The following is an 11,839-nucleotide window of genomic DNA, read 5'->3' on the forward strand; positions in this document are numbered from 1 at the left end:
TCCCGGTCAGTTGGTGGTGGGGCGGAAGGTGACGGTGTCCCCGTCGGCGGTGGCGGTGCCCGTGACGGTGAACTCGTCCTCGTCGGTGAACGGTGAGTCGCCACCGAAGTAGGTGTTGGTGCCGCTTACCTGCACCTTGCCCTGGGTCGCGTTCGGGGTGGCGACCCGCGCGCTGGCCGGGTCGGTCAGTTCGACGGTGATCTGCGGGTACTCCAGGATCTTCCAGGTGACCTTCTGCGCGGAGCCCCCGTAGTAGCGGAACGGGCAGCCCGGCGGTGCGGCGACCGTCTGCTTGGCGCACTCGTCCAACCACGCGCGGACCTGGGCCTGGACGGCCTCGCCGGCGGCCGGTTTGAGCACCGGGGCCAGTTGGAGGGTCGCGCTGCCCTGCTCCGGGCCGACCGCCACGGTCTCCCCCGGCGTCTCACTGAGCGCGCTGGCCGGGCCGGTCGCGGCGTACTCACCGGGCAGCAGCAGCACCGCGGGCCCGTCGGCGGCGCCCGGCAGCGCCACGCCGTTGAGCTGCGCGCCGGGGCCGGCGAACGGGGTGTCGAGCGAGGTCAGGCCACCGCTCAACCGCCAGCCGTGGAAGAGCCCGGCGGTGGCCTCGTCCGCGCGGTGCAGCGTGACACCGGCGGTGCGTCGCTCGCCGGCCAACCGGTAGGTGACAGTGGCGTCGGCGCGGTCGCCGTTGCGTTCCAGCTTGGTGATGTCGATGTCGGTAGGTGGCCGGTAGCCCTCGCCGCGCAGCAGCTGGCCGAGCAGCTTGCGGTCGGCGTCACCGATCGGATAGTTGAGGAAGCCGAGGGCGGCGTCGCTGTCCCGGTCGGCGAGCGCGGAGAAATATCCGTCGATCGTCGCCTGCGGTCGGAAGAACGCCCACTGCACCACGCCGAGCCCGCCGGTGCCGACGCAGGCCGCCAGCAGGAGGGCGCCGACCAAAAGCCAGGTGCGCCGGGTGCCGACCGGACCGGAGTGGCCGAACAGCCGCTCGGCGGTGACCGGCTGGTCCGCTCCGGCGGACACCCCGGCGACCGACGCCCGCTCCAGGGCGTCGAGCCGGAGCTCGTGCGGCGGGTGGGTGGCGCAGACCGCCTCGTCCCAGCCGCTGCGGCCGGTCTCGAAGGACAGCCGCCGCTCCAGCACGCGCCGCATGCCGTCGATGTGCCCGGTGAGCACGGCGCCGAGGTCGGCCCGGTATTCGGCAGCCCGCACGTCGCGGGCGTGCAGCGGCAGCACCACGTAGCGCATGGTGAGCAGCACCGGCCAGAAGAACAGGAAGACCACGAAGTTGGTGCCCGGGTGCGGGAACGTCCGCATCAGCCAGGTCGGCAGGGCGTGCGCGAGGGTGAGCGGCAGGCCGACCCCACGGACGAAGGCGCTGGTGATCTCGTCGCCGGTGCGCCAGTGCACAAGTTCGTGGCTGAGTAGCGCGGCGACCTCGTCGTCCGGCTCGGTCAGCACGGCGGTGGTGACCACCACGTGCCGCGCGTACGTGCGGGCGTTGCTCAGGACCGGGTCGTCCTCCATCAGCAGCCGGGGCACGCTGGGCAGGCCGAGGCGCCGGGCGCACTCGTCAAGCACGGGGCGCAGCCGCGCGTACTCCCGGCGGCTGGGCTGGCGGGCACCGGAGACGACCAGCAGGCGCGGTTCCAGCAGCACCCGGTAGAGGGTGTAGAGCAGCCCGATCAGCGCCGCCGCGGCCACCGTGCCGGCCAGACCGGTGGCCACCGTGAGCACCCCGTTCTCGGCGCCCAGCCAGGGCACCACGAACACGGTGAGGAAGCCGACCAGGAAGCCTGCGGCGAAGCCGGCCATCCCGCCGAGCACCCCGCCGGAGCGGGTCAGGAACGCCTCCAGCAGGGAGCCGATCAGCGGGGCGTCGCGCAACACCTGGGGCACCTGGTCATCGGCGCCCAACCCGCCGGCGAAGAGGCCGATCACGGCGAAGACGAGACCGCTCCAGAACGCCAGGAGCAGCGCGACCGGCAGGTAGAACCAGGTGGCGACGAACGCGCCGAGCACGCCCCGCCAGTCCCGCAGGATCCCGGCGCGCAGCCAGAGCAGCGCGCTGGGGTAGCCGGGCGGCCGGTCGGCGAACCCCCCGGTCGACGGCGGTGCTGCGCTCGCTGGCGGTTCGGCCGCCCGTACGTCGAGCTGCGGCACTGTCGGCGGGGTGCCCTCCGGCGGCACGGTGTGCGGCTCGGTCATGCGCGCTGCTCCTCCGGGACGTCACGTCTGTCGCGATTGGACAGCGGCAGCAGGCTATCGAGCACGTTTGTCGTCCGGCACCCCCTTTCCCAGGAACGTCACGCACCCGACATTCGCCGTCGCACCCCCGGGCGGGTGGTCCGGTCGGGACCACCCGCACGAACTCCACAGTGCACCGACAGCCCGTGACACACCCTCCGGACGGTGACCGTGAATGGCATGCTGTGGCAGTGGTCGCCGACGAACCTCCCGAGCGCCAGTTACGGGTGATGCCCTGGTGGCTGGTGCTTGTCGGCCTGCTTGTCGCCGCCGCCCTGGGCTGGCTGGTGCTGGGCCTGCTGCTCACCGAGGCCGACCGGGCCAGCCAGGCGGACACCCGGGCCACGCTGCGCATCGACGCGATCCGCACCGGTCTGACAGTGGTCGCCGGCACCGGCGGAGGTTTGGCCCTGCTGCTGGCCGCCCGCCGTCAGTGGATCGCCGAACGCGCGCAACGGCACCAGGAGCGCGTCGCTGCCCGCGACCAGGCGCACCGGGACCGGGTGCAGGCGCACGCCGAGGCGGTGGCCGAGGCGGCGCAGCGCCAGCAGGACCGCCAGGCCGGGGCGGCCGAACACGACGCGGCCGAGCGCCGGCTGACCGAGCTCTACACCCGGGCCGTCGAGCTGCTCGGCAACGACAGCGCGGCGGTACGCCTCGGCGGCCTGCACGCGCTGGAGCGCCTCGGTCAGGACAATCCGGGGCAGCGCCCGACGATCGCGGCGGTGCTCTGCGCGTACCTGCGGATGCCGGCACCGGACGGCGAAACGCGCGAGACGGAGGTCCGGCGCACCGCGCAGCGCGTGCTCACCGGGCACCTGCGCGCGGACGACGCGGCCCACTGGCCGGAGCTGACGCTCGACCTGACCGGTGCCACGCTCGTCGACTTCGACGCCTCGGGGTGCACACTCGTCGACGCGAACTTCACGGCGGCGGCGTTCACCGGCACGACCACCTTCGCGGGCGCGACAGCCCGGGGGCGTCTCCTGCTCGGGGCGGCGTCCTTCGGCGACGTGACCTTCGAGGGGCTCGCCGCCGACGGCGAGGTCATGCTCGACGGCGCTCGCGTCGGCGGTCTGGCCAGCTTCGACGGGACCGCTTTCGCCGGTGGCCTGTCCTGCCAGCGAGTCAGCTTCGCCGGCCCGACGTCGTTTCGGCGGGCGACCTTCGGTCAGCCGACAAGCTTCGACGCGACCCGCTTCGCGGACACCACCACGTTCCAGGAGAGCGTCTTCGACGGCGCCCTGTCGATGGAGCACACCGAGTTCGGCGCCTCGGCCGACTTCCACTCCGTGCGTTTCCGGCACATGGTGGCGTTCCGCTGGACGGTGTTCGGCGCCGAGGCGCTGTTCGACGGGGCCCGCTTCACCGACGCCGCGAACTTCGGCCGGGCCTGGTTCCACAGCATGGCCAGCTTCCGCGACGCACAGTTCAGCCAGCAACCGTACGTCGACCAGGCCCGGGCGGTTGTCGACCTGGGTCACCGCTGGCCGGCGGGCACTGTGGTGCAACGGTTCGACGACGAGTGGCTGCTGCTGGTCGACCGCTGAGGCCGGGTCAGCGCACTGTGACGCGCAGGCCGTCCAACGCGACGCCGAGCACCCGGTCGCGCTGCCCGGGTGAGGAAAACTGCCCCATGGTGAGGCCGCTGATCAGTCGCACCACGTCGTCGAAGCCGATGTCGGCCCGGACCACTCCGGCATCCTGGCCGCGGCGCAACAGCGGCTCGCCGGCGGCGTAGATCTCCGTCCGACAGCTGGTGAAGATCTCCGAGTCCTGCAACAACTGCTCGGCGAGCGCCCGTTTGGTGGCCACGTACGCGACGAAGCGGTGCAGCCAGGCGACAAGCGCGTCCCACGGGGGCAGTTCGGCCAGGTCCTCGGCCGAGCGGCTGAGCGCCCGGACCTCCTCGACGTAGACGGCCTCGAACAGGTGCCGTCGGCTGGGGAAGTTGCGGTAGAGCGTGCCGATGCCCACCCCGGCCCGTCGTGCGACGTCCTCCAGGGAGGCGGAGGCACCGTTCTCGGCGAACGCCTCGCGCGCCGCCGCGATCAGCGCGTCGTAGTTACGCCGCGCATCGGCCCGCTTGGGCCGTCGGGCGAAGACCTCGGGCGCCTGCCCCGCGCTGGTCATGACGTGCGTCACCTCACCCTGGTTGCATCCGGAGGCATCCCTCCGCTAACTTAGTGGAGGCACCCCTCCGGAACCCCCGGAGGCCTGCCTCCGGTTAGCTTACCTCGGGATCTGCCCGATCGCCGCCTGGCCACCCCGATCGCCCGGACCCGACAGCCCTGCCCGTCGCAAACGACGGGCTCAGTACGTAATCAGGGAGTTCTCTCTCGTGGCAACAACCTCCCGACGCGGCTCGCGTCGGCTCACCTTCACCGTGCTCGCGGCCGGTGCCGGGTTCTTCGCGATGCTCCAGTCGCTGATCACCCCGGTGCTACCCACCATCCAGCAGGATCTGCACACCTCCCAGAACACAGTCACCTGGGTACTCACCGCCTACCTGCTCTCCGCGTCGATCTTCACACCGATCCTCGGACGGGTCGGTGACATGGTCGGCAAGGAGCGGATGCTCGTCGTCTCGCTCGCCGCACTCGCGCTCGGCTGCCTGCTGGCCGCCATCGCGCCGAACATCGGCGTACTCATCCTCGCCCGGGTCGTACAGGGCATCGGCGGAGCGGTCTTCCCGCTGTCGTTCGGCATCATCCGCGACGAGTTCCCGGCCGCACGGGTCTCCACGGCGGTGGCCGCCATCTCGGCGATCGTCGCCGTCGGCGGTGGGCTGGGCATCGTGCTGGCCGGCCCGATCGTCACCACGCTCGACTACCGCTGGCTGTTCTGGATCCCGATGGTCGTGGTCGGGCTGACCGCCGTGGCCGCCCACCTGTTCGTCCCCGAGTCGCCGGTCCGGACCCCCGGGCGCATCGACTGGCGGGCCACGCTGCTGCTCTCCGGCTGGCTGGTGGCGCTGCTGCTGCCGATCAGCCAGGGCGCGACCTGGGGCTGGACCTCCACCCGGGTGCTCGGCCTGCTGGCGCTCGCCGTGCTGCTGCTGGTCAGCTGGCTGGTCGCCGAACTGCGGTCGAAGAACCCACTCATCGACATGCGGATGATGCGCCTGCCCGGAGTCTGGACCACCAACCTGGTCGCCCTGCTCTACGGCGCGTCGATGTTCTCCGTGTACGCGTTCCTCCCGCAGTTCGTGCAGACCCCGACCGCCGCCGGCTACGGCTTCGGCGCGAGCATCAGCCAGGCCGGTCTGCTCATGCTGCCGATGCTCGTCGCGATGTTCGTCGCCGGCCTGATCGCCGGCCGACTCCAGGCGGTCTTCAGCGCCAAGGCGCAGCTCGCCACCGGCGCCGCGTTCAACGTGGCCGCCTCGGCGATGCTCGCCGCGGCGCACGACACCCGCTGGGAGGTCGGCATCGCCGGCGGCCTCGTCGGCCTCGGCATCGGACTGGCCTTCGCGTCGATGGCCAACCTGATCGTCGCCAGCGTGCCGGCCAGCCAGACCGGCGTGGCGACCGGCATGAACGCCAACATCCGCACCATCGGAGGCGCCATCGGCGCCGCGGTGGTCAGCGGTGTGATCACCGCGCACCCGCAGGCCAACGGTTTGCCCCGGGAGGCCGGCTTCACCACCGGGTTTCTCGTTCTCACGGCCATCGCGCTGGCCGCCGCGCTCGCGGCTCTCGCCGTCCCGTCCGCCCGGCGGGCGTCGGCCGGTCGCCGGCCGTCCCCCGCGACGATCATCGAGTCGGAGCTAGCCGGCGAGTTCGCCACCATGCCGGCGACCCGCTGACCCACGGCGGAGCCCGGGCGGTTCGCCGCCCGGGCTTCGCCGTGTCCCGGAGTACGCTGGCCGCCTCGCGCCCGTCCACCACTCCCCTGCTTCAGGATGCCGCCATGCCCGAACTGCTGACCGCCGACCGCATCGAGGAGATCGGTGCGCTGGGCCCCACGAGCCCGGATCCGGCCGCCCTGATCGCCGAGCTGGTGCGCGCGGTCGACGAGGGACGGATCGCCGACCCCGACGACACCGGGTACGCCCTGCTCGTCGCCGCGGACATCCTGGCGACGGCGGGCGACCTGGCCGACGCGCTCGCGCTGGCCACCCGTGCCATCGCCGAACAACCCGACGAGGACGCGTACGCCCGGTCGGTGCGCGCCGGTCTGCTGTTGCGCCTCGGCCGCACGGACGAGGGCATGGCCGAGCTGACCGCCCTGCGCCCACTGTTGGAGACCAATCCCAACGCCACCTACCTGGTCGACGAGCTTGCCGACGCCGGTCACCCCGAGCTGGCGGTGCAGTGGCTGACCGAGGCGCTGGACGCGATCCTGGCCCGCACCCGCGACAAGCAGCACGAGTCCGAGGACGCCCAGGACGAGGCCGCGGCCATGATCTACGGCCTGACCCAGCGGCGGCACCACCTGCGGGAAGGGCTGGGCCTGCCACACGACGAGTACGACAACCTCGCCGACCGGCTGCGCGCCGCGAGCAACCACGCGCTCGACGCGCTCGACGACGGCCCCGCGACGCTGCTGTTCTGGCCGCGGGCGGAGTTCAACGCGCTGTTGCTGCGCTGGCCCGCGCTCGCCGACAGTTACCCCGCCAGCTGGGACGAGCACCGCGCCCAGACCGAGCGCGCCCTCGTCGACGCGTCCGGGCTGGGCGGCGCCGACCTGGGCGTGGTCGTCGGCTCCGTCGCCGGGTTGGCGGCCTTCGCCGAACGCGGGGGCGACGACCCCACCGACGAGGAGACCCAGGACGAGTACGCCGACTCGCTCACCGGGCCCGACCTACGGGCCTGGCCGCCCGGGCGCAACGACGCCTGCTGGTGCGGATCGGGCACCAAGTACAAGAAGTGCTGCCTGCCGCGCTCGCGCGGCTGACCAGCCGGCCCCGCTGACGCTCGCTCCGGCACGCCGCACAGCCGCGCAGCGGGGACGGGCGCTCGGTCAGGACGCCTCACGGACGCGCAGGTCGGCCAGCCACACCTCGGCCAGGTCGCTGAGCGGGACGCCGAGGACCTCGCTGAGGCAGACCACAGTGCCGAACGCGGGTGCCGGGAGCCGACCCACCTCGATCTTGCGGAGCGTCTCCGGCGAGATGCCGGCCGCCAGTGCCACCTCGACGAGGGGACGGCCACCCCGTGCGACCCGAAGCGCCGCGCCGAGACGTTGGCCCGCGGCAATCTGCGCGGGGGTGAGCGGTGGCCGAACCATGTGAGCAGGATAGATCTGCCGTGGCGGACCAGCAACGCCATCCGGGCGACGCACCGAGGCGTGGTATAAATATACCGCTACGGACAGGGAGGGTTGGTCGTGATCGAGCTTAAGTCCCCGGAGGAAATCCAACGGATGGCCGTGACCGGCCAGTTCGTCGGTGAGCTGCTGGCAGATCTGCGCGAGGTCGCCGACGTCGGGGTCAACCTGATGGACCTTGAGCACCACGCCCGCCGTCGGATCAAGGAGCGGGGCGCCGAGTCCTGCTACTGGGACTACGCGCCGTCGTTCGGCCGCGGCCCGTTCCGCAACGTCCTGTGCCTCTCGGTGAACGACGCGGTGCTGCACGGCCTGCCGCACGACTACGTCCTGCGCGACGGCGATCTGCTGAGCATCGACATGGCGGTCGGGATCGACGGCTGGGTCGCCGACTCGGCGCTGTCGGTCATCGTCGGCACCCCCGCCCCGGAAGACCTCACGCTGATCGAGGCCACCGAGGTCGCGCTGGCCGCCGCCATCGACGCCGCACAGCCGGGCCACCAGCTCGGCGACGTCTCCGCCGCCATCGGCGAGGTCGCCCACAGCTACGGCTACCAGGTCAACAACGAGTTCGGTGGGCACGGCATCGGCCGCACCATGCACGAGGCCCCACACGTCGCCAACAAGGGCCGCCCCGGCCGGGGCATGACACTCAAGCCCGGCCTGACGATCGCGATCGAGCCGTGGTTCTGCCGGAGCACCGACAAGATCAGGTTTGACGACGACGGGTGGACGATCCGCTCCGCGGACGGCTCCCGCACGGCCCACTCCGAGCACACCGTCGCGATCACCGAAGCCGGGCCCCAGGTGCTGACCACCCGCCCCGGGCACGACACCCGGCCAGCCGACCACAGTGGGCAGTCCGCCAGCACGTCCTGACCGGCACGGCCGGCGAGACAACCGACCATCGGGCACAATGTGCCGAACAGCGCCCGGCACATCGGCGAGTGGGGCCGGGCCGGCCCCACCGAGGAGACATGCCGTGACCACGCACGAGCAGCACGAGACGATCGAGGACAGCCCGGTCGGCTGGGTCGCCGCGCACATCCGGCGCTACGTGCAGACCGACGGCGCCGACGGCGAGACCTTCCATGGCGTACCGTCGCTGCTGCTCACCACCCGCGGACGCCGCACCGGCAAACTGCGCCGCACCGCCCTGATGTACGGCCGCGACGGCGACAACCACCTCCTGGTGGCCTCCAACGGGGGCGCCAGCACCCACCCCGCCTGGTATCTGAACCTCAGCGCCGACCCGACCGTCGAGGTCCAGGTCGGCGCGGAACGGTTCACCGGACGGGCGCGGACGGCGACGGGCGAGGAGCGGGCTCGGCTGTGGCCCGTCATGACGAAGGTCTTCCCGACGTACGCCCGCTACCAGAAGGGCACCGACCGGGAGATCCCGGTCGTCGTCGTCGAACGCGCGCCCTAGCCGGAAAAGCGGATGACCGGAAGGTCGCCGCCGTCGCCGTACGCCTTGACCTCGCTGGTCAGCACCGAGGCATCGTGCTCCAGGACAGCCAGCACGGCAGCGGCGAGGTCGACCCGACCGGTCACCACCCGCCAGTACGCCAATTCCTGCCAGTCCTCGCCCCAGGTCGACAGCACCGCGCAGGCGGGCCGTTCGAACAGTCGGTGCAGCACCGCACGATCACCCGGATCGTCCACCACTGCCAGCACCTCGGCCGCGACCACCGCCGGCACCCCGAACCGGACCCCGTCCTGGGCGACCTCGTGGATGGGTTCGGCGACGTCCATGGATCCAGCCACATAGGCGAGCAGTGCGGACCGGTCCAGTATCAGCCGGACCGCCGGCGCGTCGGGACTCGTCATGCGCCCGGAGCCTGACTGCCGGGACCATCGAGCATCTCCGCTGCCGCGCGGCGGGAGCGATCCCGCAGCGCGGCGCGTCGACCAGGTGACCATTCCTGCTCGACCTGGGCGCGTTGGGTCCTGGCACGGGCCTGCCCTTCCGCCGTTACCGTCATGCCCCGGCGGGCCAACTCGGCGTCGAGATCCTCGGCACGCATCCGCGCCCGGATCGTGTCGACAACGTACGCACTGGCGTTGGGCTCACGCTCCAAGCGCTCCGCCACGTCCTGCGGAAGCGAGAAGGACTTCTTGCTCACCGGTCCGGTCATACCGACAAGCCTAACGAATCGCACCACCGATCCCGGATGACATGCCGTCACCTCATCCTGACTCTGCGCCCGGTCAAATCTTCGATGATCTCCTGCGCGATCACCTCCGGCGGCAGCAGGGCGTCGGCGTCCTCCAGGGAGGCGTCCTTGAGCCAGGTGATGTCGAGGTTCACCTTGTCTCGGGCGATCAGATCTTCGTAGGAGAAGGGCTTGAACTGCTCGGTCTCGACCCGCTCGGCGCGGTCCTTGCCCGGCAGGTAGCAGTCGACGAAGTCTTGAAGGTGCTCACGACGCAGCGGGTTCTGCTTCAGCGTGAAGTGCTGGTTTGTGCGGAAGTCGCGCGGCACGCCGGCCAGCGGAACTTTGGGCTCGGTTCCGTGTGCGGCTCGAGGACAACTGCTAGCGTGGGTAACGCAGGACGCCCTAGTCGGGCTCCCGCGCCCGCCTTGGGGCCCGCGTCAGCGGGCCCTTCGTGCTTTCGGCTTACTCCTGCTTCGCCATTGGATCCCAGCACCACGAGTGGTAGCACCGAGGCTCCACCAGCGCCCAAAGCTGTTCGTTCACTGCCGCGGCACGTGGGATCATCCCCGGAAGTTCAAGCCGTTGAAACAGGAACGTCACCAGGTCCACTGCCTGCACCAGCCGACTCGCATGCGACGGAGCGAAGTGCAACGTGTCGACTATGCGGGTCAGTTTTCGGGATCTGTATCCGCCAGTGCCCGAGATTCGGTAACGAGTCAGGTCAGCCCGGTGCGTGGCCTGGTCATGAACTTCGTCCGCTATGACGAGCGCATACTGCTCGCGGGACGCGGCGTACCCGTCGACCCGTTCAAGCACATGCGACAGCACCACCTCGTGCGCCGGCCGTGGGTACGCGTACCGCCTGGCCAACTGCTCACGCCTCACACCACGCAGGATGATCGCCACATCCTGCACACCGATCGCCCTCATCGCCGCCTTGTAGACCGCGATCCGCGCACGAGGCGGGATACCCTTCCAGCCCTTGCGGCCGTGAAAGATGTCGTACCCGTGCAGCTCAACGTCGACGGAAACGCCGTAGGTCTTTGCCGCGTCCGCTACGACCTGGTCGAGTGCCTCGCTCAGTTGGATCGCTACCCCGTCCGGGACCATCAGCGCCCCGATCCAGTAGACGCGAGAGGTAAACGACTCGTCGACGTAGGTGAGTAGCACAGGACGCAGGGTAACGATCCGAGCGCCGGCACATCGGCTGACGCGCCCCGATGCCGCGCTCAGGATGCCGGCGCCTCACGTTCCTCTCGACGCGCGCCTCACGTCGGCTGTCACGGCTGGGCAGCGCCGGTGCCGACAGTGGGACCGCAGGCCGCAAGGTGATGTCGACTGGCGCGGGTGGATGGCGGGTTGCGCTGCCACCGCCCGCTGTCAGTTTCCCAGCGCTCGGACCTTGGCGATCGTCTCCTGCACATGCTGTTTGGCCGGGTCGCCACCCTGGGAGGCCTGCGCGAGCGCCTGACGGTACGCGTCGATCATGCCGACCAGCGGACCGCCAGCCACGCCTTCCAGCGCACCGGCGACGAGTGCCCGCGCCTCGGCCGCGTCCTGCGCTGCCGCTGCGGTCTTGGCCTTCGCCTCGTCCAGTTTCTGCGACGCCGCCGCCAGCCTCGCGATGATCTGTCCTGCGCTCACGCGCACCTCCCCCTGGTCGACCATCGCCTCCACCACCGCACCGGCGGAGACCACATGGGAGCGTACGAGATTCGTGCACTCAGCGCGACCGAGCGTTCGCTCCCACGTCACCTGACAGGCTGTGCCGCCAAGCGGGCGACCCCCGCAGGACGGAACCGGTCCAGGATCTGGAGCGCCATGGGAACGGGAGGCGTTTGGGCGGTCAGATGTTCAGCGTTCGGCAACGAACACGCCGACGCCACCGACACCTTCCACTAATCCCTCGATCTTGAGCGCGTTGATGGCCTGACGAACGACGATGGCCGAGACGTCGTGTTGACGGCACAGCTCAGAGGTCGAGGGCAGTTTGTCGCCCGGCGCAAGGTCGCCGGACTTGATCTGAGCGCGGATGCCGTCGGCGATCTGCGCCCACTTCGCTTTGGCGGGCATTGGTGTCTCCCAGGTCTGCCCTGCCATTCGATCACGAGGAACTTTGTATAGCAAGCAATGTGTGGTCGATCCTTGCGCTTACATGA

14 protein-coding genes are annotated in these 11,839 nt (G+C 70.9%); 5 read left to right on the plus strand and 9 right to left on the minus strand.

The genetic code is table 11. From position 1 onward, the window contains the following. Positions 1 to 6: 6 nt before the first annotated feature. Complete coding sequence (locus tag AB0B86_RS31155; RefSeq protein ID WP_357420311.1) at positions 7 to 2,211, minus strand: M48 family metalloprotease; 2,205 nt, start codon at positions 2,209 to 2,211, stop codon at positions 7 to 9. 230 nt (positions 2,212 to 2,441) lie between these two features. Here AB0B86_RS31155 and AB0B86_RS31160 point away from each other — a divergent pair, with 230 nt between their 5' ends. Further along, complete coding sequence (locus AB0B86_RS31160; RefSeq protein ID WP_357420312.1) at positions 2,442 to 3,800, plus strand: pentapeptide repeat-containing protein; 1,359 nt, start codon at positions 2,442 to 2,444, stop codon at positions 3,798 to 3,800. A gap of 7 nt (positions 3,801 to 3,807) precedes the next feature. Here AB0B86_RS31160 and AB0B86_RS31165 read toward each other — a convergent pair whose 3' ends face one another. Further along, positions 3,808 to 4,383, minus strand: coding sequence for a TetR family transcriptional regulator (locus AB0B86_RS31165; protein ID WP_357410750.1), 576 nt, complete (start codon positions 4,381 to 4,383; stop codon positions 3,808 to 3,810). Positions 4,384 to 4,591: 208 nt separating this feature from the next. On the opposite strand from AB0B86_RS31165, the gene AB0B86_RS31170 reads away from it, so the two are divergent. Both AB0B86_RS31170 and AB0B86_RS31175 read left to right on the plus strand, forming a co-directional pair. After that, entirely contained in the window at positions 4,592 to 6,058 is a 1,467-nt protein-coding gene (locus AB0B86_RS31170; protein ID WP_357420313.1) for an MFS transporter, read from the plus strand. 104 nt (positions 6,059 to 6,162) lie between these two features. Then, complete coding sequence (locus AB0B86_RS31175) at positions 6,163 to 7,149, plus strand: SEC-C metal-binding domain-containing protein (RefSeq protein ID WP_357420314.1); 987 nt, start codon at positions 6,163 to 6,165, stop codon at positions 7,147 to 7,149. 66 nt (positions 7,150 to 7,215) lie between these two features. Here the strand turns inward: AB0B86_RS31175 and AB0B86_RS31180 are convergent, their stop codons facing one another. Beyond that, positions 7,216 to 7,482: a helix-turn-helix transcriptional regulator gene (locus AB0B86_RS31180; protein ID WP_357410743.1), complete on the minus strand. Its 267-nt coding sequence runs from the start codon at positions 7,480 to 7,482 to the stop codon at positions 7,216 to 7,218. A 99-nt stretch (positions 7,483 to 7,581) separates the two neighbouring features. Here AB0B86_RS31180 and map point away from each other — a divergent pair, with 99 nt between their 5' ends. Both map and AB0B86_RS31190 read left to right on the plus strand, forming a co-directional pair. Further along, on the plus strand, positions 7,582 to 8,400 hold the full coding sequence (gene map / locus AB0B86_RS31185; protein ID WP_357410741.1) for a type I methionyl aminopeptidase: 819 nt from the start codon (positions 7,582 to 7,584) through the stop codon (positions 8,398 to 8,400). A 103-nt stretch (positions 8,401 to 8,503) separates the two neighbouring features. Beyond that, positions 8,504 to 8,950 (plus strand): nitroreductase family deazaflavin-dependent oxidoreductase, encoded by a 447-nt coding sequence (locus AB0B86_RS31190; RefSeq protein ID WP_357410739.1) that lies wholly within the window; start codon positions 8,504 to 8,506, stop codon positions 8,948 to 8,950. On the opposite strand, the gene AB0B86_RS31195 is transcribed toward AB0B86_RS31190, so the two are convergent. From AB0B86_RS31195 to AB0B86_RS31220, 6 genes are all read right to left on the minus strand, one after another. Continuing rightward, entirely contained in the window at positions 8,947 to 9,351 is a 405-nt protein-coding gene (locus AB0B86_RS31195; protein ID WP_357410737.1) for a hypothetical protein, read from the minus strand. The genes AB0B86_RS31190 and AB0B86_RS31195 overlap by 4 nt on opposite strands. Next, on the minus strand, positions 9,348 to 9,659 hold the full coding sequence (locus AB0B86_RS31200; protein ID WP_357410735.1) for a hypothetical protein: 312 nt from the start codon (positions 9,657 to 9,659) through the stop codon (positions 9,348 to 9,350). Before AB0B86_RS31200 ends, AB0B86_RS31195 begins: the two co-directional genes overlap by 4 nt. Positions 9,660 to 9,706: 47 nt before the next feature. Beyond that, positions 9,707 to 10,006 (minus strand): hypothetical protein, encoded by a 300-nt coding sequence (locus AB0B86_RS31205; protein ID WP_357410733.1) that lies wholly within the window; start codon positions 10,004 to 10,006, stop codon positions 9,707 to 9,709. A gap of 136 nt (positions 10,007 to 10,142) precedes the next feature. Continuing rightward, positions 10,143 to 10,850 (minus strand): DUF3800 domain-containing protein, encoded by a 708-nt coding sequence (locus tag AB0B86_RS31210; RefSeq protein WP_357410731.1) that lies wholly within the window; start codon positions 10,848 to 10,850, stop codon positions 10,143 to 10,145. 210 nt (positions 10,851 to 11,060) lie between these two features. Beyond that, positions 11,061 to 11,348, minus strand: a complete 288-nt coding sequence (locus AB0B86_RS31215) for a DUF6244 family protein (protein ID WP_357410860.1) — start codon at positions 11,346 to 11,348, stop codon at positions 11,061 to 11,063. Between the two features lie 186 nt (positions 11,349 to 11,534). Beyond that, entirely contained in the window at positions 11,535 to 11,780 is a 246-nt protein-coding gene (locus AB0B86_RS31220) for a winged helix-turn-helix domain-containing protein (RefSeq protein WP_357410729.1), read from the minus strand. Positions 11,781 to 11,839 lie beyond the last annotated feature (59 nt).

Origin of the sequence: Micromonospora sp. NPDC049047, from assembly GCF_040649135.1 — a bacterium.
Lineage (GTDB): Bacteria > Actinomycetota > Actinomycetes > Mycobacteriales > Micromonosporaceae > Micromonospora.

What these genes read in the sequence shown, in the direction of transcription:
- AB0B86_RS31155 (WP_357420311.1), bottom strand. Translation starts at nt 2,211, where the DNA reads ATGACCGAGCCGCACACCGTGCCGCCGGAGGGCACCCCGCCGACAGTG.
- AB0B86_RS31165 (WP_357410750.1), bottom strand. Translation starts at nt 4,383, where the DNA reads ATGACCAGCGCGGGGCAGGCGCCCGAGGTCTTCGCCCGACGGCCCAAG.
- AB0B86_RS31175 (WP_357420314.1), top strand. Translation starts at nt 6,163, where the DNA reads ATGCCCGAACTGCTGACCGCCGACCGCATCGAGGAGATCGGTGCGCTG.
- AB0B86_RS31180 (WP_357410743.1), bottom strand. Translation starts at nt 7,482, where the DNA reads ATGGTTCGGCCACCGCTCACCCCCGCGCAGATTGCCGCGGGCCAACGT.
- AB0B86_RS31195 (WP_357410737.1), bottom strand. Translation starts at nt 9,351, where the DNA reads ATGACGAGTCCCGACGCGCCGGCGGTCCGGCTGATACTGGACCGGTCC.
- AB0B86_RS31200 (WP_357410735.1), bottom strand. Translation starts at nt 9,659, where the DNA reads ATGACCGGACCGGTGAGCAAGAAGTCCTTCTCGCTTCCGCAGGACGTG.
- AB0B86_RS31215 (WP_357410860.1), bottom strand. Translation starts at nt 11,348, where the DNA reads ATGGTCGACCAGGGGGAGGTGCGCGTGAGCGCAGGACAGATCATCGCG.
- AB0B86_RS31220 (WP_357410729.1), bottom strand. Translation starts at nt 11,780, where the DNA reads ATGGCAGGGCAGACCTGGGAGACACCAATGCCCGCCAAAGCGAAGTGG.